Source organism: Paenibacillus tabacirhizosphaerae (assembly GCF_040812395.1).
Lineage (GTDB): Bacteria > Bacillota > Bacilli > Paenibacillales > NBRC-103111 > Paenibacillus_E.
The window spans coordinates 39,498-61,833 of sequence record NZ_JBFNXH010000019.1 but is presented as its reverse complement, the minus strand read 5'-3'; the positions used below and the strand labels follow the sequence as shown (position 1 = coordinate 61,833).

20 protein-coding genes are annotated in these 22,336 nt (G+C 48.1%); 11 read left to right on the top strand and 9 right to left on the bottom strand.

Annotation, left to right across the window (positions count from 1 at the left end; genetic code table 11):
- The first annotated feature begins 185 nt into the window (after positions 1 to 185).
- Positions 186 to 3,467 (top strand): discoidin domain-containing protein, encoded by a 3,282-nt coding sequence (locus ABRS97_RS24105; RefSeq protein ID WP_367818250.1) that lies wholly within the window; start codon positions 186 to 188, stop codon positions 3,465 to 3,467.
- Between the two features lie 122 nt (positions 3,468 to 3,589).
- The gene (locus tag ABRS97_RS24100) at positions 3,590 to 4,645 is read left to right on the top strand and encodes an S-layer homology domain-containing protein (RefSeq protein WP_367818248.1); all 1,056 of its coding nucleotides are present in this window, start codon (positions 3,590 to 3,592) and stop codon (positions 4,643 to 4,645) included.
- A 608-nt stretch (positions 4,646 to 5,253) separates the two neighbouring features.
- Here the strand turns inward: ABRS97_RS24100 and ABRS97_RS24095 are convergent.
- The 4 genes from ABRS97_RS24095 to ABRS97_RS24080 all read right to left on the bottom strand — a co-directional run bounded on the left by ABRS97_RS24095 (position 5,254) and on the right by ABRS97_RS24080 (position 10,237).
- Complete coding sequence (locus ABRS97_RS24095; protein WP_367818246.1) at positions 5,254 to 6,426, bottom strand: RCC1 domain-containing protein; 1,173 nt, start codon at positions 6,424 to 6,426, stop codon at positions 5,254 to 5,256.
- Positions 6,427 to 6,545: 119 nt separating this feature from the next.
- Complete coding sequence (locus ABRS97_RS24090; protein ID WP_367818244.1) at positions 6,546 to 8,072, bottom strand: MDR family MFS transporter; 1,527 nt, start codon at positions 8,070 to 8,072, stop codon at positions 6,546 to 6,548.
- A 147-nt stretch (positions 8,073 to 8,219) separates the two neighbouring features.
- A complete protein-coding gene (locus tag ABRS97_RS24085; RefSeq protein ID WP_367818242.1) occupies positions 8,220 to 9,548 on the bottom strand; it encodes a sensor histidine kinase in 1,329 nt (442 codons plus the stop codon).
- Positions 9,545 to 10,237 (bottom strand): response regulator transcription factor, encoded by a 693-nt coding sequence (locus ABRS97_RS24080; RefSeq protein ID WP_367818241.1) that lies wholly within the window; start codon positions 10,235 to 10,237, stop codon positions 9,545 to 9,547. The genes ABRS97_RS24085 and ABRS97_RS24080 overlap by 4 nt, the downstream gene beginning before the upstream one ends.
- Positions 10,238 to 10,431: 194 nt before the next feature.
- Between ABRS97_RS24080 and ABRS97_RS24075 the strand changes: the two genes are divergently transcribed.
- From ABRS97_RS24075 to ABRS97_RS24060, 4 genes are read left to right on the top strand one after another with little or no spacing between them, the layout of a single operon-like run.
- Positions 10,432 to 10,845 carry an SDR family oxidoreductase gene (locus ABRS97_RS24075; protein ID WP_367818240.1) on the top strand — a complete coding sequence of 138 codons (414 nt, stop codon included), beginning with the start codon at positions 10,432 to 10,434 and terminating at the stop codon, positions 10,843 to 10,845.
- 32 nt (positions 10,846 to 10,877) lie between these two features.
- Positions 10,878 to 11,717 (top strand): SGNH/GDSL hydrolase family protein, encoded by an 840-nt coding sequence (locus tag ABRS97_RS24070; protein WP_367818238.1) that lies wholly within the window; start codon positions 10,878 to 10,880, stop codon positions 11,715 to 11,717.
- Positions 11,714 to 12,346 (top strand): NAD(P)-dependent oxidoreductase, encoded by a 633-nt coding sequence (locus ABRS97_RS24065; protein ID WP_367818236.1) that lies wholly within the window; start codon positions 11,714 to 11,716, stop codon positions 12,344 to 12,346. Before ABRS97_RS24070 ends, ABRS97_RS24065 begins: the two co-directional genes overlap by 4 nt.
- A 14-nt stretch (positions 12,347 to 12,360) precedes the next feature.
- A complete protein-coding gene (locus tag ABRS97_RS24060; RefSeq protein ID WP_367818234.1) occupies positions 12,361 to 13,026 on the top strand; it encodes a DUF2306 domain-containing protein in 666 nt (221 codons plus the stop codon).
- 58 nt (positions 13,027 to 13,084) lie between these two features.
- On the opposite strand, the gene ABRS97_RS24055 is transcribed toward ABRS97_RS24060, so the two are convergent.
- The 4 genes from ABRS97_RS24055 to ABRS97_RS24040 form a co-directional block, all read right to left on the bottom strand.
- The gene (locus tag ABRS97_RS24055) at positions 13,085 to 13,438 is read right to left on the bottom strand and encodes a hypothetical protein (protein ID WP_367818232.1); all 354 of its coding nucleotides are present in this window, start codon (positions 13,436 to 13,438) and stop codon (positions 13,085 to 13,087) included.
- Between the two features lie 228 nt (positions 13,439 to 13,666).
- Positions 13,667 to 14,482, bottom strand: coding sequence for a protein-glutamine gamma-glutamyltransferase (locus ABRS97_RS24050; RefSeq protein WP_367818230.1), 816 nt, complete (start codon positions 14,480 to 14,482; stop codon positions 13,667 to 13,669).
- 180 nt (positions 14,483 to 14,662) lie between these two features.
- A complete protein-coding gene (locus tag ABRS97_RS24045) occupies positions 14,663 to 15,220 on the bottom strand; it encodes a DJ-1/PfpI family protein (RefSeq protein ID WP_367818228.1) in 558 nt (185 codons plus the stop codon).
- A gap of 101 nt (positions 15,221 to 15,321) precedes the next feature.
- Entirely contained in the window at positions 15,322 to 15,825 is a 504-nt protein-coding gene (locus ABRS97_RS24040) for a DinB family protein (RefSeq protein WP_367818226.1), read from the bottom strand.
- 339 nt (positions 15,826 to 16,164) lie between these two features.
- On the opposite strand from ABRS97_RS24040, the gene ABRS97_RS24035 reads away from it, so the two are divergent.
- The 4 genes from ABRS97_RS24035 to ABRS97_RS24020 all read left to right on the top strand — a co-directional run bounded on the left by ABRS97_RS24035 (position 16,165) and on the right by ABRS97_RS24020 (position 20,382).
- Positions 16,165 to 17,475 carry an LLM class flavin-dependent oxidoreductase gene (locus tag ABRS97_RS24035; protein ID WP_367818268.1) on the top strand — a complete coding sequence of 437 codons (1,311 nt, stop codon included), beginning with the start codon at positions 16,165 to 16,167 and terminating at the stop codon, positions 17,473 to 17,475.
- A gap of 29 nt (positions 17,476 to 17,504) precedes the next feature.
- Positions 17,505 to 18,338: a sulfurtransferase gene (locus tag ABRS97_RS24030; protein WP_367818224.1), complete on the top strand. Its 834-nt coding sequence runs from the start codon at positions 17,505 to 17,507 to the stop codon at positions 18,336 to 18,338.
- A 156-nt stretch (positions 18,339 to 18,494) separates the two neighbouring features.
- On the top strand, positions 18,495 to 19,064 hold the full coding sequence (locus ABRS97_RS24025; RefSeq protein ID WP_367818222.1) for an NAD(P)H-dependent oxidoreductase: 570 nt from the start codon (positions 18,495 to 18,497) through the stop codon (positions 19,062 to 19,064).
- Between the two features lie 664 nt (positions 19,065 to 19,728).
- Positions 19,729 to 20,382, top strand: coding sequence for a FusB/FusC family EF-G-binding protein (locus ABRS97_RS24020; RefSeq protein WP_367818220.1), 654 nt, complete (start codon positions 19,729 to 19,731; stop codon positions 20,380 to 20,382).
- Positions 20,383 to 20,456: 74 nt separating this feature from the next.
- Here ABRS97_RS24020 and ABRS97_RS24015 read toward each other — a convergent pair whose 3' ends face one another.
- Entirely contained in the window at positions 20,457 to 21,437 is a 981-nt protein-coding gene (locus ABRS97_RS24015; protein ID WP_367818218.1) for an aldo/keto reductase, read from the bottom strand.
- A 364-nt stretch (positions 21,438 to 21,801) separates the two neighbouring features.
- On the opposite strand from ABRS97_RS24015, the gene ABRS97_RS24010 reads away from it, so the two are divergent.
- A complete protein-coding gene (locus ABRS97_RS24010; protein WP_367818216.1) occupies positions 21,802 to 22,281 on the top strand; it encodes a GNAT family N-acetyltransferase in 480 nt (159 codons plus the stop codon).
- The last annotated feature ends 55 nt before the right edge of the window (positions 22,282 to 22,336 follow it).

Sequence of the window (22,336 nt, the reverse complement as noted above, 5' to 3'; positions counted from 1 at the left end):
ATGATTAGTGCTTGTAAGAAAGGATAATATTGAAAGTGAGAGAGGTGATTGCGGAAAATATGCAAGCGCTTACTCCGAGTGAAGAGGAGTATCTGTTTGTACGGCTTTACAGAGAGAACCGCGACACGTAAAACGGAATATATGCAAGGCTCTATTTATCCATTCCAAGCCAAGGGAGTTAACCTATGCGAATCATAACAAAGCTGGTTTCGTCCATTTCTATGATGAGTCTTGCACTATGTATTTGGAATCCTGGTGTTTCCAAGGCGGATACGCCGATTAGCGAAGCAAACTCTACGATCTTCGGTCCGAATGTCTACGTTTTCGATCCATCGATGCCAGCCTCCGACATTCAGGGTACTACGAATTCCGTGTTCAGCAGACAGGAGTCTAATGAGTTTAGCAGCGAGAGAGATGCTTTCTTATTCAAACCGGGAACTTACAACGTGAACTTTAATGTCGGTTTTTACACACATGCAGCTGGTTTGGGCCAAAATCCCGGAGATGTGAATATCAAGGGCGGACTGAATGTGAATGCTGATTGGGATAATGGCAACGCAAGTCGCAACTTTTGGCGTTCAATCGAAAATCTGACCATAACCCCATCAAGCGGAAAAACACAAATTGCGGTATCACAGGCCGCTCCGCTCCGACGGCTGCACGTGAAAGGCGAATTGGATTTGTTCGATTTTGATGCAAATTGGAACGCCGGCTGGGCGAGTGGCGGGTTTCTCGCTGATTCTATCGTGGATAATGCTATTGTTCCAGCGTCTCAGCAGCAATGGTTCTCCCGAAACAGCCAATGGGCAAGCTGGTCCAACGGTGTTTGGAACATGGTTTTCGTCGGTAACACGAATCCGCCTACTGGACAATTTCCTGACTCGCCGTATACGGTAGTTGAAAAAACGCCGGTTCTGAGAGAAAAGCCTTATCTTTACATAGATCATGCAGGTCAGTATCAAGTATTCGTCCCGGCGCTTCAAGCGAATACTCAAGGTGCCAGTTGGGCGAATGGTTCAACACCGGGTCAATCTATTTCTATCGATCAGTTCTACATTGTACGCCAAGATGCATCGGATACGGCAAGTATTAATGCTGCGCTTAGTCAGGGGAAAAATCTTCTATTTACGCCGGGTATCTATCACTTGAATGATACAATTCGTATCCAGAATCCAAATACAGTCATCCTTGGTATTGGGATGCCTACCCTGATCCCGGATACCGGAAAAGCGGCTATGTCGGTTGCCGATGTAGACGGTGTCAAAATTGCAGGGCTCGTTTATGATGCAGGTCCAAATAATTCTCCCTCCTTGTTAGAAGTCGGACCAACAGGCAGTACGAACAACCATGCCGCGAATCCGACATCACTTCATGATCTGTTTTTCCAGGAGGGAGGTTACATTGCTGGAAAGAATGACACAGCGCTGGTGATTAACAGTAATCATGTCATTGGCGATCACTTCTGGCTGTGGCGCGCAGACCACGGCGCAGGTGCTGCATGGACAAATAACGTCTCGAAAAATGGTCTTATTGTCAATGGAAATAACGTCACGTTGTACGGTTTGTTTAATGAGCACCATAATGAGTATCAGACTTTGTGGAACGGCAATGGCGGTCGGGTATACTTCTATCAATCCGAAATTCCGTACGATGTTCCGAATCAATCGGATTGGATGAGTCAGAATGGAACCGTGAATGGTTATGCTTCCTATAAAGTCGCAGATTCGGTGACCAGCCATGAAGCTTGGGGGCTTGGTGTTTATACTTACTTCAGGGATGCGGCTGTGAAGCTGAATAGCGCGATTGAGGTGCCTCAAGTTGAAGGCGTGAAAATTCACCATGCAACGACAATCTGGCTGAATGGTAAGGCTGGCAGTGAAATCACGCATGTGATTAACAACATTGGCGGTAAAGTTTATGCCAATTCACCAGGAGATGCCATGAGGCAGACGGTTACGGAGTTCGTGGGCACCGATGGTAGTGACAACCAAGCGCCAAGTGTTCCTGCGAATTTGACTGCGACAGCAGCTTCGGGCACTCAAATCAACTTGAGCTGGAACGCTTCAACAGACAATGTGGGTGTTTCGAATTATGAGGTGTTTCGCGATGGCATACTCACCGGCACTTCAACTTCGACATCCTATAACGATACAGGACTTGCAGCAACGACGACATACAGCTATACGGTCAAAGCTAAAGATGCGGCAGGCAACGTTTCGGCGGCCAGCCATGCAGCAAGCGCAACTACACCAGCAATTCCTTTAGACCGAACAGGCTGGACAGCGACCTCAACGCCAACGAGCGGAGACGGTCCTGCGAATTTGCTTGACGGCAGCATGTCCACTCGCTGGAGCACAGGGACAGCCATGGTTCCGGGGCAATCCTTCACGGTGGATATGAAAGCTGTCAAAAGCATCAACAAGGTGGTTATGGATTCTACCGGCAGTAATCAGGATTATGCACGCGGTTACGAGGTTTACGTGTCGAGTGACGGAACAGAGTGGGGCAGCGCGATTGCTAGCGGAACCGGAACGGGTGCCGTAATTACCATCGGGTTCCCGGCGCACAACGCACGGTACATCAAGGTAGTGCAGACAGGCACATCGTCGAGTTGGTGGTCTATTCGGGAAGTTTGGGTATATGGCGCCACGTCTGCCGGCGCATCGCTAGCGGGGCAGGCAACCGTTTCCAGCGGGCAATCTTTTGACGTCACGCTTGGGCTTGGAAGTGTTGCATCTAACGTCTACGCACAAGACATCAACATTACCTTCGATGAGAATCTGCTCCAATTCGTTTCCGCAGATTCTTTGAAATCAGGATTAACCCTTGTTGACAATAAAGTTGAAGCCGGCAAAGTGCGTTTGATTACAGCGAACATCGGCGGTGCGCCTCTTAATGGCGATTTGATCCAGCTTCATTGGAAGTCGAAATCTCTTCCTGATTCTGCGGATGCCGTCATTGCGCTGAGCAAGCTGATTTTGGCTGATGGGCAAGGGAACGAATCCGAATTGAGCGGAGCTTCCCATCCGGTTCATATCAAAGCAAGTGTAGACCTGACTGCCTTGCAAGCTCGGATTCAGGAAGCTCAATCGAAGCACGACGGCGCTGTTGAAGGTTCGCAGGTAGGCCAATATCCTGCCGGCTCTAAGGCTACCCTGCAAGCATCAATTGATAAAGCGAAAGCTGTTGCTGCAAACCCAGAAGCAACTCAGCAGCAAGTAGAGCAAGCAGTAACGGAACTGGATGCAGCGATCCAAGCATTCATGCAATCCGTTCAAGCAAGAACGCCAGGCGATGCGAACGATGATGGCAAATTCTCCATCGGCGATTTGGCCATTGTTGCAGCAGCTTATGGCAAAACATCCGCAGATCCTGATTGGGAGCAATACAAGAAAGCAGATGTGAACAATGATAATCAGGTCGATCTCGTCGATTTGGCTGCCGTAGCGCAAAAAATACTTCAGTAATTCATAAACGTATTCAAACGCAGGTAGAGCACTGTTTATTTTGATACGAAATGTATCTAGTGAATAGTGCTTCTGCCTGCTGCTCATCTAACATATTCTTCGCTGTTTAAGGGGGAGCTATATTGGGATTGCGGAAATGGGTTGTCAACTGCTTCATGTTACTCTTCCTAACAAGTGCCATCCTGCCATCTGCTTTTGCCGCATCTGAAGCCGAAGAAGCGCCTGCGTATACGTTAGCGATTCCGGATCAAAGCTTGCTAAAAGGAGATACTGTTGAGGTTCTTATCAAGGGAAGCCATCTCAAAGATGTATATGCCTACGAAATTAATCTGGAGTACGATCCTGTTAGGTTAAAGCTGAAGGATGCAACGACAGACCTGCCAGGGTTTTCGGTAGGGCCTATTATAAAAGACAATCACATCCAGCTTGCTTTTACCCGTGTTGGTCAAGGCAAGGGCATAAATGGCGACCAACTCTTGTTTAAAGTTCATTTTGAAGCGATCAGCCATGGAAAAGCAGAGCTGTTATTAAGCCGAGTGAAGGTGGTTGATTCTGCGCTTGTAACGGCATCTCTTCAGATAGATTCTCGTTCCTCGCTTGCGATTACAAGCAAGTACCATTTCGATGATATCGAAGATTTCGAGTGGGCCATAACGGCCATCGAAGCGCTGGCTGACAAAGGCATTGTGAACGGTACAGGGGAGTGCATATTTAGTCCCAAGGCTCCTGTGACTCGAGCCGACTTTGTCATCCTGCTTATGCAGGCGTTGGAGCTCAAAAGCAAATCTGGACTTAGCTTTGCTGATGTGAGGGAAGGTGAATATTACGCAGAGCCTTTGGCCGAAGCAAGAGGCTTGGGAATCGTGCAAGGGGACGCAAACGGCAGCTTCCATCCGCAGGATTCGATTACTAGAGAGGATATGATGGTTCTTGCAGAGCGGGCCCTGCGGTCGGCGGGTCAACCTTCCACGATGATCAGCAGTTCGTCTGTATTGGATGCTTTCACCGACTCTTCCGCGATATCGGATTATGCAGCTGGCAGCGTTGCTTCCTTAGTGCAACTGGGGCTTGTTCAAGGCTATGCGAATGGCATTCATCCGCATGAGACGACGAATCGCGCGCAGGCTGTGGTGTTCATGCATAAACTCGTGACGTATGTACAGCAAAAGCATCCCTAGCGTAAACGAGCAGCACATACGGAACTCTATGTCCCTGAGTTCATGCCATTCAACGATGGCATGAACTTGAGGATTTGGGCTAAACCGTTAAATCCGCCTTCAGAGAACGCTCTTGCATGCAATTCGTAAATGACGGAGCTTTTTAACCATTCGGGGCTTTCAATTGCTTTAAAATTTTGATACATATACCCCGGATTTTCTTCCGAGATAGCTAAAGTTCTGATCAGGACTTCTCAGTTTTCCGGTACGGTGATCGACGAATTATGCTGTCCGTCCTCGGAGATGGAAGGATTCAAAGGATCTAGGATCCTTTAGTCATGGGGAGAGGAACGTAGATGCGTTATCGATTGCTATATTTGCTTTTTAAGGTCATGAGCGGAACTACAGTGCTTTATGCGAAGGCAATGACCGGGTTTAGGCAGATTTTAACCTATTTAACGTACCGTAGTTCCTTTCCGAAGTGAAAAAGAGGATTATTTAGACGAATAGAGGATCGTTGTTCCGTCTTCATGAGGGAAGAACTAAGTGCGCGGCCGCCGATCTTATATGGAGAGGCCTGTTGTCGCCGGGTCGATTATTGGACTGGAGACGACAGGCCCATTTCAATGCTACTTCATATTGGCATTGAATTCTACTGGAAGCGGATCTTTAATGAAGGTACTATAAGAATTGTTTGTTCCCCACAACCATAACGTGCCGTCCTTTTTCACTACTGCATCAGTACCACTGATTGGGAGGTAGGCAACATCGGATAATGATTTCAATTGGAAAACGTCTCTCCAAGCGCCAACGGGTTCACTGCCAGGGATCCAATCTTCGCTGAAAAACCCCCAGCCCCACACGGTACCGTCTTTTTTCACAAAGAGCGTTTTATTACCCGACTTGCCATTATCGACGATTTTGGAAAAATCGACAATATCAGCAAGTCCAGCTACCTGAAAAGGAGCGATTGCCTTTTCCGAAATGTCACTTTCCGGTTTTGCAAACTTATCGCGTCCCCATATCCAAACCGTGCCGTCTTTCTTCAACGCAATATTATTGCCTAGCTTCGCAATATCGTTTAAATTATTCATCCGAACCGGCTTCGTAGATCGGATTGTGTCGTACAAGGATGGATTATCACCGTGAATTCTTGAAACTGGGATATATGTATCGATCCCCCATATAGTACCATCGTCTTTTAAAAACATTACGCTGTCATTAGAGACGGATACGTCTTTTACATGATCCAGCCCCTCGATAAGTACCGGCTTGGCTTTCAAAGTAAACGTTGGATCATTCTTCAACCAGCGAGGAGCGGATTCAAAGAACCAAGCTTTTCCTTCTCTATCGATCGCTAACCCTAGCATACCGATATCCTGGATTTTGACGATCTCTTTCAGATCGGGAATAGGATCGCCTAACTCTGCAGAAACATGTTGCTTCAAATCGGATGGAGCCACATCGGGCGTTTCGATGGTCCACACCGTTCCATCTTCTCTTAGTACAAGATCCCCGCTCATACGAACTACATGATTCAGTCCCTTAGCCTTTATCATAAGATTGGGGTGATAGCCATCCTTGACAGAAATGGCATGTAACGCACTACACCATACATTTCCTTGGTCGTCAAGCGCTAAAGATGAGCCGGAAGCTGCTACCTGGACAATTTTCGGAGCTGTCTCGGACGTTTCTGCCGCTTGTGCATTCGGAACAGCTAAACAAGAAAGCGATAAAATGGCGGTAGCTGCAATCATAGCAGCTGATTGTTGGATTCGTTTCTTCATCATCATTTGCATCATCTTCCAATCCTCTGTTAATTTAGGGAAACTATAAATGAATATTCCAATTTTACCCAAAAATTAGACGTGAGAAATATGAAAAAAGTTGCGCTTTCCGTTAAATATCATGATTTCATAGCTCACACATTCGAGCTAGGATTAACGACAGCCGGAGCGGCCGGAGCTTCTTCCTTGGCCGTAAGCAGCTCCTTTTTCATAAATAAGCAAGCGATGAAAGCCACAATGGCGAAGCCGATGCCTATGGCGAAAATGTGTTGGAAGGACTCCGCAAAAACCATTTTGATTTTCAACAGCAGCTCTGCGGAAAGTCCCTGTGGAAGGCCACCGTTCATAATCGTCTCTGAAGTTCCGGCAGGGAATTCGCCGGACAACCCGGATAAACCGCTGGAAATATTTCTGGAAAGCAGGCTCCCGAAGATGGAGAAACCGAGCGTTGTGCCTATGGATTGGAATAACTGAACAGTGGCCACACCTACTCCGGTGTGCTCCTTTGCAACGGATTCCTGGACGATCAGATTATCTCCGCCGAATAGAACGCCGATGCCAAGCCCTAGTATGAAAAATGCTGCGATCATGTACATAACCGTCGTATCGACATGGATTTGCGACAGCAGCACGTAGCTGACGATCGGAAAGACGAACGATACGATGAACAGGTACTTGTAGGGAATCTTTGTAATGAGATTTCCGCAAACGATGCTAGCTGGAATAGCACCTGCCATGAAAGCCAGCGACATGTAGCCGGAAGCGGTTGGCGACATGCCCATAACAATCTGAGCGAAGAACGGGAAGCCGGACATGCCGCCCATAATGCCGAGCATCGTTAGAAATACGATACATGACAGGACCACGACCGAGCGATTTTTGAAGAGAACTAGCGGGATAATGGGTTCTTTGGCCTTGGATTCGATTCGAATAAACAGCACGACAAGCGCTAGGGACAGAACCAATAGGCCTATAATGACAGGGGATGACCACGTATAGCCTTTGATGTCGATCAGCACAGGAGCGAGCAGAAGCGAGAGCATGGATAGCACAAGGGTGAAGGCGCCTGCCCAGTCAATGGATTTCTTCTCGCTGTTGTTCGATTCACGCAAGCCCTTGGACACGATAAAGGCAGAGATGAGCCCTATAGGAATGTTGATCAGAAAGATCCAGTGCCAACTCACATGGCCGACAAGATAGCCTCCAACAGTTGGTCCTAGCAGCTGCGGCAGAATTAATAAAGGCCCAATTAAGCTCTGAACCTTAGCACGCTGCTCGAGCGGAAATGTATCTCCGATGATGATCATGCCTAACGGCATAAGGCCACCGGCTCCAATGCCTTGAATGCCTCTTCCGATCAGCAGCACAGTCATGGAATCTGCGAGCCCACAGATGATCGATCCGATCATAAAAAGGGCGACACAGCTTAAATAAATCTTCTTGCGTCCGTAAATATCCGCCAGCTTGCCGAAGATTGGCATGAACATCGTAATGGCGAGCATGTAAATCCCTGCTACCCAGCCGTAAAGCGACAGGCCATGGAGATCACGAATGATGGTTGGCAGCGCTGTTGATACGATCGTCTGATCCAGTTCTGAGAACACCACGCCGAGCAGCAGCCCGATGAGTACCAACGTCTTGTTGTTTCCTTGCTGTTTCACAAGAGCACCTCTATTTCATTTTAATTGGTTGCAGGTTCTACACTTGTTGTCAATTTCTCTTCACTTTTCAAGTATAAGTGAACAAAGGAAAGCAATCGTCAGACGCAGGATTTAAATCCACTCGGTCTAGAGAACGATATGCACCGTCTAAGACGTAACTAAATAAGCTATCCAGCCTGTAAAAATAGCGCTTCCTGTCTGGCTGTGATTCCGGGCTGTGAGATCGCCTTTGTGCGCCCTTAGAATTCGCTGCGCAATGGTAAGTCCAAGTCCGGTGCCGCCATTTTCTGGATTCCTTGATTCATCGCCCCTGTAAAATGCTTTAAAGATGTTAGTCAATTCGTACTCGGGTATTCCCGGGCCCGTATCTTCAACGGTGAAGAGGATGCGAGTTTCCTCCATATGCAAGGTGAGGGTAATGACGCCGTTTCCTGGGGTATAGCGGAGGGCATTTTCGATCAAATTTCCTATCGCTCGCCGCAGCATATGTGCGTCGCCTTGGCGTATATGCTGCTCAGCCGGTTCATCGTACTTCAAAGTTATTCCTTTTTCCTTCGCAATTGGCAGATATTCCGAAACAATATCTGTGAAAAGAGCACTTATATTCAGCTGTTCTTGTCGCAGCAATTGATCCAAGGATGCCATTTGGCTGTAAGAAAAAAGATCGGATACAAGACGTTCTAGCTGTTCCGCTTTTTTACTGCAAATGGCGGCATATCTGGGAATCCTCTCCGGATTGCTGGCCAGACCGCGTTCCAGCCTCGTTAAGAATCCCCGCAAAGCAAATAATGGCGTCCTTAGGTCATGTGCGATCGAGCTAATGAAAAAGCGTCGTTCTTCCTCCAGCTCGGACTGACGAATCAGCGATTCCCGAAGTCCCTTGCCCATCGCATGAAAGGCTGCACGCACATCGGCCACTTCCAGAACAGTGGATTCGGGAAGATGAAAATCCAGATCGCCTCCCGCGATTCGTCTGGCTGCGGAACTCATCGCTTCCAAAGGTTTCACGACAACACGACCCATCTGCCATCCAATAAATAAAATAGCGCAAAGACCAGCTATAAAGGCGAACGCTGTCGCGAGTCCGCTTGTTTGTTTAGGAACGAAGAAGAGGGCATTACCCCGCAGTTGGCCTTGCTCCACGATGCGTATTTGTCGAGAAGCGGTTGCTTCCACTCCTGAAGGCATGGAATGATAGATTTCACGATCGGAAGCATCAAGGAGAATAATCCCCAAATGCGAAGCTGCGATCCTATTCCCAATAGCAGTCTGCCAACTGGGATCGTGCCAGTGCGTGATGTCCGTTTCGCTAACCTCGCTCACCAAGGTGTTCAAGGTTGTTTGCCGCTGCGAATGCTTGGTGTTCTCCCACACATAGCGATCGAACAGGCCAGGGATTTCATAAGACAACTGCGGCAGGATCAGCATAATGAGCATGCCGATCAACATCCATTGGCGTATGCGGAGCGGTTTCATCTTCGCACCCCTTCGAACCGGTAGCCTACGCCCCAAACATTGGTGATGAACGTTGGCTTTCTGGGATCTTCCTCAATTTTCTCGCGAATTCTTCCAATATGAACGGTGACGGAATGCTTGTCTCCAATCCCTTCCCAGAAACGCTGCAGCAATTGTTCATATGTGAATACTTGTCGGGGGTATTCCGCAAATAAGCAAAGGATATCGAATTCTTTGGGAGTTAAAGGCACTGGATGTCCTTCGACTCTTGTTTCATGGGCCAACACATCTAGGACGAGTCGACCGAAGTCAAGCTCGAGCTTGTGATCCTTCTCATTCTTACCGAAGCGGCGGAGCACAGCTTTGATCCGAGCGACAACTTCCTCGGGCGTTGCAGATTTCACAATATAATCGTCGCCGCCTAAGCTAAGGCCACGTATTTTGTCCACATCCTCGCCCCGTGAGCTAAGGAAGAGGATCGGTGTATCTTGCGTTTTCCGAATTTGTCTGCAAAGCTCAAGACCGCTCTGGCCGGGCATCATCACATCCAGCAGGATGCAGTCAACCCGATTGCGGTCCATTGCTTCTAAAGCTTGAGCGGCGTTATAGGCTTCGACCACGCCAAACTGTTCATCTTCGAGGAAATCCCTCATTAACTCTACAATCTCTTTATCATCATCTACGATCAATACCGTACGGTTGATAGGCATGTAGTCCCCTCCAACAAGTTGTAAGAAAGATTTGGAATTATTGTAGCATATCCTTTGTCGCACGTGGTCGGATTGACTGCAATGTACTTGTTTGTTGATCGTTTTGTGACTTTTTCGCACAGCGTTTCGTGAGACTCAGCGGTTATTGTAAGAAATGTTGATCAACCAGATCCATGTGAGAGGAGGGATAGAAGATGCATGTCGGGCGTCTCATCTACAACATATTGGCTTGGCTGTTTTTAGCCTGCATTGTGGTGCAAGTATTTATTGCCGGGATGGCCATTTTTGCTGATCCTGTGAATTGGTCGGCACACAAAACGTTTGTAAAGATCTTCGTCTTGATCCCATTGATCATGTACCTGCTGACTTTTGTTGGCAGGATAAACCGAATTCACGTTAACGCGATTACGCCCGGTGTGATTGCCAACACGTCGAACGATCGGTTTAAGACCGAGGAAATCCGCAAGTCCATCATCGCAGTCATCCCGTTAGGGTGGGAAGGGTTACCGGAAGACGTGGCGGGCGGGGTGCTTTTCCTAGCTTCCGATCTCTCCTCTTTCGTGACAGGAGAGACGATTGAGATCAATGGCGGCATGTTCATGCGATAAACAAAAAAACAACAAAAGGAGATCATACAAAGATGGAACCAACATTAAATCCTAGGTGGGTAAAACTTGTTCAAACACAGCATCCTGAAAAGCTGCTGAGTTTTGCGCGTAATCTCGATGAAAAAACCGTAGCGGCTATATATGGCATAGACTTGGAGACGTATCTGAACGTCAAAGTCCTTTTGGTTCAACAGGCGAAAGTAGCAGCGCAGCAATTGCTGGAAGATCCGGTTTTTGCCGACAGGGTCGATCATCTGCCGTTCAAGGCGGGAGAAACGGTGATTGGAGTAGGCGAAAGTACGACAGATGATCTGCTATCCTGGTTTGAAATCCTGCGCCAGCTGCTTGTGCTGCAAAGACCGCAGGATGGAATACGGTTGGTCAATGAAGGGATTTCCGGCCATACCTCCACGCAAGCCCTTGCGCGCTTCAGCGGCATTGTCGCCAAACAACCGAATTGGATCTTATGCATGCTTGGGGGCAACGATGTGCTGCGCGTCGGTCCGGGTTCGGCCAAAACGCAAGTCAGCGCGGAAGAAACCGCTAAGAATTTAAAAGAAATAAGGCGGATAGCCTCAGCGCGAACCACGGCTAGCTGGGTATGGATCACCCCGCCAACGTTCGACGAAGAACGAGTTGCCGCGTTTCCACATTTTCAGCAGGGACAGCTGAGCTGGCGAAATGAAGATATTCTCGTGATCGGCAACACGATCCGCAGCCTGCCTGACCCAGTCGTAGACACGCAAGAGGGATTTGGATTACCGGCGTCGGCGACATTCATAGGGCCGGATGGACTCCACCCTACAATTGAGGGACACAAAGCCATTGTAACCTGGCTGGTCGAAGAGCTTACAGGGGGAAAAGCGAGATGAAGGTCGTCGTTTTTGGGGCTACAGGCGGCACAGGTCGTCAAGCCGTCATTCAGGCGCTTGAGCTCGGTCACGAAGTCACCGTCATTGTGCGCAATCCCGCAGCGGTTGATATTCGCAATGAACGCTTGGAAGTTGTCCACGGAGATGTTCTGGAGCTATCGTCGTTCAGCAAATGGCTAGCTAACAAAGATGCGGTTCTATCAGCTCTTGGCGTAGCTCACCGCAAACCTACGACCGTTTACTCGGAAGGAACAGATCATATCATGAAGGCGATGCAAGCTGCGGACATACGCCGTTTAGTTTGCTTATCTTCAGCGGGGCTGGAAATCCCTTTAGACACTCCAATGTTGCAGCAGTTTGTCATTCGGCATGTGATTCAGCCCATGTACAAACATGCTTACGAAGATATGTCGCGTATGGAGGCGATCGTGCGAAACTCGGGGTTGGACTGGACGGTTATACGTCCCCCTCGGTTGACGAACGGGCCGAAGACGGAAACGTACCGAACGTCAATCAATGGCGCGTTGCACCAGGCACAGGGGATTTCGCGCGCCGATCTGGCTAATTATATGTTGAGATCGCTGCTGGATCGATCCTCCTTTCAGGCTGTTGTTGAAATATCAAATTAGAGAGGAGCTGCCAAATGTCGAGTGTCCATAAAAACAGGATCGGGTGGAACTCTATCGTCTTGCTTACGTTAGGTGCCGCCGTCTTTGCAATAGCTCCATATATCTTATTAGACCCAGGATATAGCCGCGTAGCGCTTGACGCTTCGTTTTTCCTGCATTTCCCACTGCTGTTAGTCCATATTTTCGCATCGTTTCTTGCTCTCGTTGTAGGCTGGCTGCAATTTCTTCCTGGCCTGCGAAGCAAACGACCGCATATTCATCGTATGGTTGGACGATTTTATTTAGGATTCGTAGCCATTGGAAGCGTGACTGGGCTAGTGGTGGGAATGTATACGGCGAGCTATATCCGGCAAATGGCCTTTTTCACCTTGGTTGCATTATGGTTATTTACTGGATGGATGGGATATCGGGTGGCTCGACAAAAAAGGTTCGAGGCTCATGGCGTATGGATGATCCGCAACTATGCTGTGACGCTTGTCGCAGCAAGCGCGCGTATAGTGACACCGCTGTGTATCATGATGTATCTCGCAGGACATAGGGGGTTACCGTTCCAAGGTGTGGGGCCTATTCTGAATCAGGTACTCGAGGTCAATATTTGGCTCGGTTTGGTCGTTAATCTCGTCATTGCGGAATGGATGATCGTTAATCGTAAACAAGCCTCACGTTTGCACGACTCTTGATATTCAATATTATTTGATCAAAAAAAGGCTCTATTCGCATGAAAGCGAAAGGGCCATTTTACGTTGTACGGGTCAATTGTTTTCCATCAGTACTGGGATCCTTGGTGTTGCTGTGGATGCGTAGCATGGTGATGCGGATGCATAACATGATGATGGTGCGGGTGTAAAACATGGTGATAGTGTGGATGTATAACATGGTGATGGTGCGGATGCGTAACATGGTGATGGTGCGGATGGTAAACAGGGTGATGATGTGGATGGTACACGTGATGCTGCTGCGCATGGTAAACAGGGTCGTGATGTGCATGGTGCGCTTGATGGTGATGATGTGGATGGTACGCATGGTGGTGCTGCGGATGATAAGCATGGTGATGGTGTGGATGCTGAGCATGATGGTGTGGATGTTGAGCATGATGATGATGCGGATGCGCAGGGTGGTACGGGCCAGCTACAGCTGGATTTTGATGAATCGGGAGGTTATCCTCTGTTCTTGCCGGCGTTTGATACAGCTGGAAGTTTTCCTCAGTAACAATTTCTTTAATCATGGATGTTCCCCTTTCTGGTTTGGGCATACAGCATCCTATGCATGGTTGGGAAAAAAAGGCACATGTCTATATAAATTGGGCTTAATCGAATATGTTCATGAAAAGGGCTGGCTTGGTCGTACAAACGTACAATCCCCAACTTTAGCAATAATGGGCTTCACCCGAATGTTGGATTGAAACTTGGCAAAGTAGGAGAAATCGGGAAAAACAATCGTGTCCGTCAGGAACGCCGATTGCGTGCTGTCCGGCTTTCTGTATTTGTTCAGGACAGTAATGATGTCACCTTCAGAAGCGACACCGATACCATGCCCGTGCCCATAGTAAAGGCCGTCTGTCATCTTGACGACGTTTTCTCCTCTCCACCAAGGAAGTATAGGGGCAAATTCGGGGTTATCAAAATAAAGCACATCCCCTGGGACGGCCTCCTCCATACATGTCCGGTCGATTAGATGTAAGTTAGCGTTATAGTCCCAATTAAATAACAGAAGATCTGAAAACAACCAATCGAATTGTTCGGGATCAATGGATTCTAATAAGGCCTTATAGAGGACGACGACGACAGCCGTGGAACATTCGAACGCATACAAGTTTCCGTGGCTGAAAATATCTCTTATCGCAGCTTGCGGGGAAACTCCGCTTTTCAGCCGGAACCTCCCTTGATCGGTATGATGCCAATAAGCCTTGTTGCACACGGAGTTGTTAAATCCGGCAAAAAAAACACCGCTCTTACTCAGTGCCCATGAAGCTTCCATGATTTGAGTTCTCAGTTTGAGTTCAAACAACAGGTCATCGACACAAGCGAACGGGTACTCGACGGGGCTGCTTTTCTTTTTTTGATAGATGGCTTGCTCATCTTCGGACAGTGTTCCTTCTTCAAAGATTATAGTGCTAGTTCCCTCGATTACGATCATGAGCTACTCCTCATTTTGTAAAAACCGCATGGATGATTTTACCTATTGTATGGGGAATACCGATATGAGGTGCACGATGATATCATTTATGTGATGTTCAAGGCGCTCTGCATTGAAGCAGGCTGCCTTAATGACAAAGAGGCTGCCGAATAAGGCAACCTCTCTATATTTATTTAAGGCTTAAGAGAGCAGCTTCAAAAATTCGCGCATGAAGCCAGGCAGATCCGGCCAAGCGTGGCCAGAGACAAGCTTCCCGTCAACATGAAGCGTTTCTTTCGCGTAATGAGCTCCAAGCTGCTCCACATCTAAACGGCATGCGTTATAGGCAGTCATGGTTCGGCCTTCAAAAAACCGATTGTCCTTTAGAGCGGCGAATACTTGCGCTCCATGGCATATGGAGCCAATCGGCTTATCTGCCTCTAGGAAGTGACGAATAATGCGTGGAACATCCACATTCGAACGAATGTATTCCGGGGCTCTGCCGCCAGGAATGATCAGGCCATCGTACTGGTTAGGATCAACATCAGCGAACGCGATGTGCGATTGCAGCTGATGCCCCGGCTTCTCCGTATAAGTCTCCCAATCTTCAACGAAATCGTGAACGACAGTACGAAGCACTTTCTTCGTCGGCGAAGCGATGATGGCTTCGTACCCTTCCTCTAAAACACGAAAATAGGGGTAGTAAACTTCCAGTACTTCTGCGGCATCACCAGTAAGAATTAAGATGCTCTTGGACATGGTATCACTCCTTGGAAATGGATGGTAACCCACATTTAATTATGAACAAACCTGGTAACCTTGTAAATGGGTGGAATTTGATACGAATTGTCGAATCGGCGTTATGTGGAGTACCAATAAAGCGCATACTCGGTCATGACGGAAGCGTGCCCCGACTGCCGCAACATGGCTGTAATATTGCCGCGATGATACGTTGCATGATTGACAACTTGCAGAACGATTTCTGAATAACTGGTTTCTCGAATGCCCGCATAGGGATTATCCAAGACGATGGTTTTCTCCATATTTTCTTGCTCCTTGAAAAACAACGTATATGCCTTAGCCAGTTCGGAGAAAGCTGCTTCCAACTCCTCGATGCTCATCTTCTTGGCAGCTTCTTTTAATTGATTGGCTAATGCCATGGCTTCATTCATGCTCTTACCGGAAAGAATGTGCAACCAACAGGTATCTGTGATGTAGATATGAGGCATCGCCTTTGAAATTGTTGGGAAAACACTTTGGATTTCTTGATAATAGAGCTCCTGCGGAATTTCTTTTAAACGGTCTAGCAGGGTTTTATTCGCCCATACGTGGTAGTTGAACATGTCGATTGCAGATTGTGTCATTAGAATTGACCTCCTGGTTACCATCCAATTTTCGAATGGATTCATGTATATCCCAATCATAACATGGTGATCCTGACAACAATTTGTCAGGAATGTTTCAGATCTTCGGATATGAGGATGAAAAAAAGGAAGCAGCCTCATGAACGGCGGCTCTTTTTGCTGTTGACGGGCAGGAATCGCGGGTGATATGATCGTATTATTCCGACTATTTTAATATGAATTAACGAATTTAAAATGAACATTCATTTCTACCAGACCACTGGAGATTCCGCCTCGTATTTGCGTACCGAGTGCAGGAGTCTCTTTTTGTTTGGAGAGAAGAACAATGACAGAGGTGTGATGACAATGAGCGATCGAAGAATGATTTTGAATCTTATGCTGCAAAATGCGGGCTCTCACCGCGGGGCCTGGCGTCATTCCAGCGCGAAGCTGGAGGAGCTTCATGACAGGAAGTATTTTCAGCGGATTGCCCAGAAGGCGGAGGCTGCCCGGGTGGATTCGCTGTTTATCGCTGACGGCCTGTCGATTGAGGCTAAGGCTGTACAGCATGGTCCCATACTTGGCTTTGAACCGCTCACCTTGCTATCAGCGATCGCCACGGTGACCGAACATATCGGCTTGATTGCCACCGTATCGACAAGCTTTAATGAACCGTACAATGTAGCAAGAATCTTCGCATCGCTGGATCATATCAGCGGGGGCCGGGCGGGCTGGAACATCGTGACCACGGGGGTGGATCGCACAGCGTATAACTTCGGGCTTCCGGGGCTCCCGTCTCATACGCAGCGCTATGAAAGAGCCAGGGAGTTTACAGAGGTAGCCCTCAAATTATGGGACAGCTGGCATGAAGACGCGCTGGTTCAAGATCAGGTTAACGGCATTTATGCCGACGTGGACAAAGTTCGTGATATTCACCACGAAGGCGCCCATTTCTCGGTTCGGGGTGCGCTGAACATTATGCGTACGCCGCAAGGCAGACCGTTGCTCGTTCAAGCAGGCGCATCCGAGGAAGGCAAAGATCTGGCGGCGCAGTATGCGGAGCTGATCTTTACCGTGCAGCAATCGCTGGAGGAAGCGCAGCTTTTTTACCAAGACATTCAATCCAGAGCTGCCAAAGCGGGTCGGCCCCCGGGCAGCATCAAGATTTTGCCGGGCCTGCAAGTGATTGTGGGCAGAACAGAAGAAGAGGCCAAGGAAATTGCCGGCGAGCTGCGGAAACTCGGCTCCATAGAGCGTTCCCTGATGTCGCTATCGAATCTATTAGGGATCGACTTTTCTGTGTATGCGCTGGACGATCCTTTTCCTGAATTGCCTGATCTGTCCCAAGTTAATGCCTATCAATCCTTTTATCAGCGAGTAAAAAAGATCGTGGACAATGAAAAGCTGACGATTAGAGAGCTGCTTGAGAAACACTGGGTAGGCACCGGCGAGCTTACCCTTGCAGGGACAGCGGAGCAAATTGCGGACGTGATGGAGAAATGGTACAACAGCGGCGCAGCTGATGGGTTCAGCGTAATGCCGCAGCTGGCGTCCGGGGGAGCTGAAGCTTTTTTGGAGCAAGTCGTTCCGGAATTGCAGCGGCGTGGATTGTTCCCCAGCTCGTATGCGGGCAGGAACTTGCGTGAAAATTTGGGATTCGAGCGGCTCTAACATTACGAATAGAAGGAGGGGATAAAACAATGACAGTTGTACAAGGTTCCGATTATCCGAACGGGCATCTGCTCGTCGATGTAGAGTGGGTGGATGAACACCGATTTTCTCCAAATGTGATTCTACTTGATGCCAGATCAGAGGGCTATCAAGCCGGACATATCCCAGGAGCAGTCCCCTTGCATGTGAAGGATGTGAAGGATACATCCAACCATACGTTTGTCCGGTCAGATCGTTTGCAGCATGTGCTGGAGGCTGCCGGTTTGAACAATGACACGACGATCATTGTCTACGACGAGGGAGGCGGAGTTCTGGCGGCACGGCTTTTCTATGTTTTGGAGTACCTTGGATTGAAGGATCAGGTGAAGCTGCTGAATGGCGGTTACACGGCATGGGCTTCGGCGGCGAAGGAAATCTCGACGGAATCGCCTGATGTGCCTGCCGGTTCAATCACCATTTCTGCGGATTCATTGCGAGTGGTGACGAAGGAGGACATTCAGAAGGGGCTGGTCAACAGTGTGCTGCTGGATGTTCGTTCCGCGGAAGAGTACGCAGGTCTTGATAAGCGAAACAATCGCAAGGGAGGCCATATCAAGGGAGCGATCCATAAAGAGTGGAAAGAAGCGCTCGATCCGCCGGACGAGGCCGGAGTGATCAGATTTAAGCCGTATGCCGCATTAAAGCGGGAGTTTGAAGTTTTAGGTCTAAGAACGGATCAAACCATAGTGCCCTACTGTCAATCCAATCAGCGAGGTGCACATTCGTATTTTGTTTTGCGCTTGCTCGGTTATTCCGATATACGGCCTTACGAAGGATCGTGGGACGAGTGGGGAAATGACGAGCATACGGAGGTTTTCGTTTAAAAAATGCCGCAAGTAAAAAGCCTGCCCCTCATTTTTAGAGGGCAGGTTTTTCGTTATGGCTGCCCTTCTAAATGTTAATTTGATAAAACTTTACCAAATAAACTTTACTTAATAAATTTTATTTGGTAAAGTTTATTGGAGAGGAGGAATTCATTTATGAAAACGTTGGTTATCGTTGCGCATCCGCAACTGGACATCTCAAAAGTAAACAAAGTATGGCTGGATAGGCTGAATCAAAATGAAGACATTACCGTTCATGATTTGTACGCCGTTTATCCGGATAAAGTCATTGAGGCAACAAAGGAGCAGGAGTTGCTCCTTGCCCATGACCGCATTGTGTTTCAATTTCCTTTTTATTGGTATAGCGCGCCGTCCTTTTTCAAAATGTGGCAGGAAGTGGTTCTGGATTCAAGTTGGCTGATAGGGGGCGGGGGCCGAGGCCGAGGACTTGCTGGCAAAGAGCTGCTTCTTGCCATCTCGACAGGTTCCCACGAGCAGGCGTATCAAGCTGGGGGCTTCCAAGGCTTTGCAATGAGTGAATTTACCAAGCCGTATCAAGCGCTTGCGGGGCTCATTGGCATGAGCTTCTTGCCGAGCTTTATCTTTCATGGAGCCGCTAACGCTTCAGAGGAAGCTATTCAACAAAGCGCTGAACGCTATCTGCAGCATGTGTTGAATCCGAATCTCGACCCCCGGAAGAGCTTAATGCAGGCTATTTCCAAATAAAGCTGATTAGGACGCTGCGAATTACATTATTCTTCTCATATGAGGCTCGCCTGATTGCAGCTGAACATTGAAAATTTCCTTTATACGTGGCAAAATGCAGCTTCATATAAGTAACGATCTGCCGAACAAGTTGTTGTTCGGCTTTTTCTCGCCAGTTTTATCGCTGGACGCAGCAGTCACGAATATGGAAAACGGCTCACGGAACGTGAGTTTCTTATTTATTGATGTAATCGCATACAAGTTATATTCGCGGAACGTCAGTACCTTATTCCTGAAAATTCCGCTTTTTTTCTGGCAAATAGTCAGAATAAGGGAACCATGTTCCTTCACTGCGCTGGAATAAGGGTAAAGTAAATCTTATAAAGGAACGACGTTCCGCATGGGCCAGGAGACGGGACCGGAATCTTCCTTGAACAATACTCTCCATTGAGACAATGGGGAGTATTTTGTATAATGTTTGTATTCAACGTGCGAAGGAGTTGGTATAGATGGCAATTAAAGATTGCCAGATTGGCACAGTCTCATGCAAAGCCTGATGTAGAGGCGATACTTTGCATGGGCGTAACTAATTTCACAAATAATCGCCCTAATAAAGAATACATCGTTTCTAATAACTGGCTTTGCTCCTTATTTTTAATATGAAAAATAAGGAGCTGACCACACCATGTGTGAACCATTCATTAGAAACCATCAATATAATGTGATTAAAAAGCAAGCGGGGATTTTGCAGCAAGCGCTCAGCACGATTTCCGACCCGAAAGTACTGGAAGCCGTCCGGTATGGTGCAGCAACCAAAATAGCCGAACTGTTTCCGGTGTGTACGGACAATCAGAAGCATTTGCTGGACCCATTTATTGGCTTAGACAAACCCGATGATTTTCAAAAGTATCTGACCTCGATAGAATCGCATCTAGCGGCATTCCCGCAGATTACGGAGAAACAGATTCAGAAATTATTCCCCAAGAATAAGAAGCTGAAGATTCCTGATATATCCCTGATCGATTTTCGTTATGTCACTTATCTGGGTTGGACAGATATTGCAACCAATAAATTGTTCATGGTCTACAGCCTGCAAGGAAAAGTCATTGGCATAGAAGGCAAGTTTACACCGACCAATAAGAAGAGTTTTTGCTTTATCTGCAACAGGTATGAGGAGCTTGCGTTATTTTCGGCGGTTTCTAAAAAAAGGCCAGCCAACGCTTCGCCTGATTACTATAAAGCGGTCGGCAACTATTTGTGCATGAATAGTGAGGAATGCAATAAACATATAACCGATACAGGTTCACTGGAAAGATTTATTGAAACGGTTATCGGCTAGACAGGTTTTGAAAATGAAGAAGCAGGCACGATCATTGAAGATGATGATCGTGCCTGCTTTTTGGGTTGCAAACATTAACGTTCAGCACCGGCTTCTTCACTGCGGTCGGTTGCCAGTGGAGGCGCGACGGTAAGGGCAGAGATCGCTGCACGCGTTTCAGCATCCAAGCTATAATCGAGCGCTGCCAGCGACGGCTCCAACTGCTCCACGCTGCGGGCGCCGATGATGGGAGCCGTTATACCGGGGTGGCTTTGCACCCAAGCTACGGCTAACGTAGCAGGATGCACTTCGCGCTGCTTGGCAAATGCGGTAAAGCGCTCCGCTGCATCAAAATAAGCAGCTTCCTCGTAGCGCTTCGTATACATAGGCTGATCCACCAGCCGGCCTTGCTCGGGTTTGCGCTGCAGCCCGTATTTGCCGCTCAGCAATCCGCCGCCCAACGGGCTGTAGCTGATTACGCCAAGCTGCTCGGATTCCGCTAAAGGCAGAATCTCCACTTCCGCCTGTCTTTTCACCAGGTTATACATGGGCTGAATAAGCTCGAAGCGCGCTAATGCCGCTTTCTCCGAAATGCCCAAGGCTTTGGCAATCTGCCATGCAGCCCAGTTGCTCACGGCCGGATAAAGGATTTTGCCTTGCCGCTGCAAGTCATCGAGCGCGCGCAGCGTCTCTTCAATGGCCGTTTGCGAATCAAAATGATGCACGAAATAGAATTCAATCCGATCCGTTTGCAGCCTGCGCAAACTATCTTCAATGGAAAGAAAAATATGCCGGCGAGACAATCCTTTCGCATTCACATCGGATCCTGTCGGGAAGAAAACCTTGCTGGTCAAAACAAGCTCGTCCCTGGACCCTTTAATCAATCTGCCCAGGATTTCCTCCGAAAGACCTCCGTTATAGATGTTCGCCGTATCAAAAAAATTAATGCCTTTTTCGCGGCTTCGGTTAAATATCTCTTTGGATGTTTGCTCATCGGCATTTCCGCCAAAGGACATCGTGCCTAGACAAAGGCTGGAAACGCGTATGCCAGTTTTGCCAATCGTTCGATAACTCATCCTTGGTGCCTCCCGTTTAATTAGATTTCATTTGCGACAATGGTACCAGTTCTTCTGTTTCAAAACGCCAACTTATTCACCATGCAAAAAAGACCCTCTTATTTGCTGAATCAGCGATATAAGAAAGTCTCCATAGGTAAGGTCGACAGGAAGGCATGTGCATTTTTGGAACGCTTGTCATCCACTATAGCACCGTAATTTGCAGGCGTCAAACCGTAAGGAACGATAGAAAAATTAAATGCTAGAATAGAATATCCCTATTAGACGCACCATCCTGGGGATGTTAAATTTAACGATATACTTATTACCTATAAAACCAATGGGCATTATCAGAATATTAACGTCAGATAGGAGTGGTAAGCCGATGAGATCAACCCTAACTGCAGGTCCTGAACCTATTCGCAGTGAAGAATCGGAGCAATTAATCAAGGAGTTGAGCGTAGAACTGGCGGCGCTCTATGACTCCGACGGAACAGCAGGTTTCAAACCGTCCGATGTCGAAGTTCCGCGTGCAGCGTTTGTCGTCGCTCGTCTGGATGGTCATCCGGTTGGCTGCGGCGCGTTAAGGCCGCTTGACGAAACCACAGTTGAAGTGAAACGGATGTATACGCGCTCCGATTATCGCCGCAAGGGCGTAGCGCAGGCTATCCTGGCCGAAATCGAGCGGTTGGCCATCGAATTCGGTTACAGCAGCATTAAGCTGCAAACAGGACCGAAGCAGCCTGAGGCCGCTGCGCTTTATGAACGAGTGGGTTATTACCGGATTCCGATATTTAGCGGTGATTGGGATCTAGTCCTGGCTTATCAGAAAGATCTGATCCCGGTATCCAGTCAGGCCAATTAATGTCCAAAGATTTGGTCCCGCTCGTTGTGACGGTGGAAACCTGGTGCCATGTTGA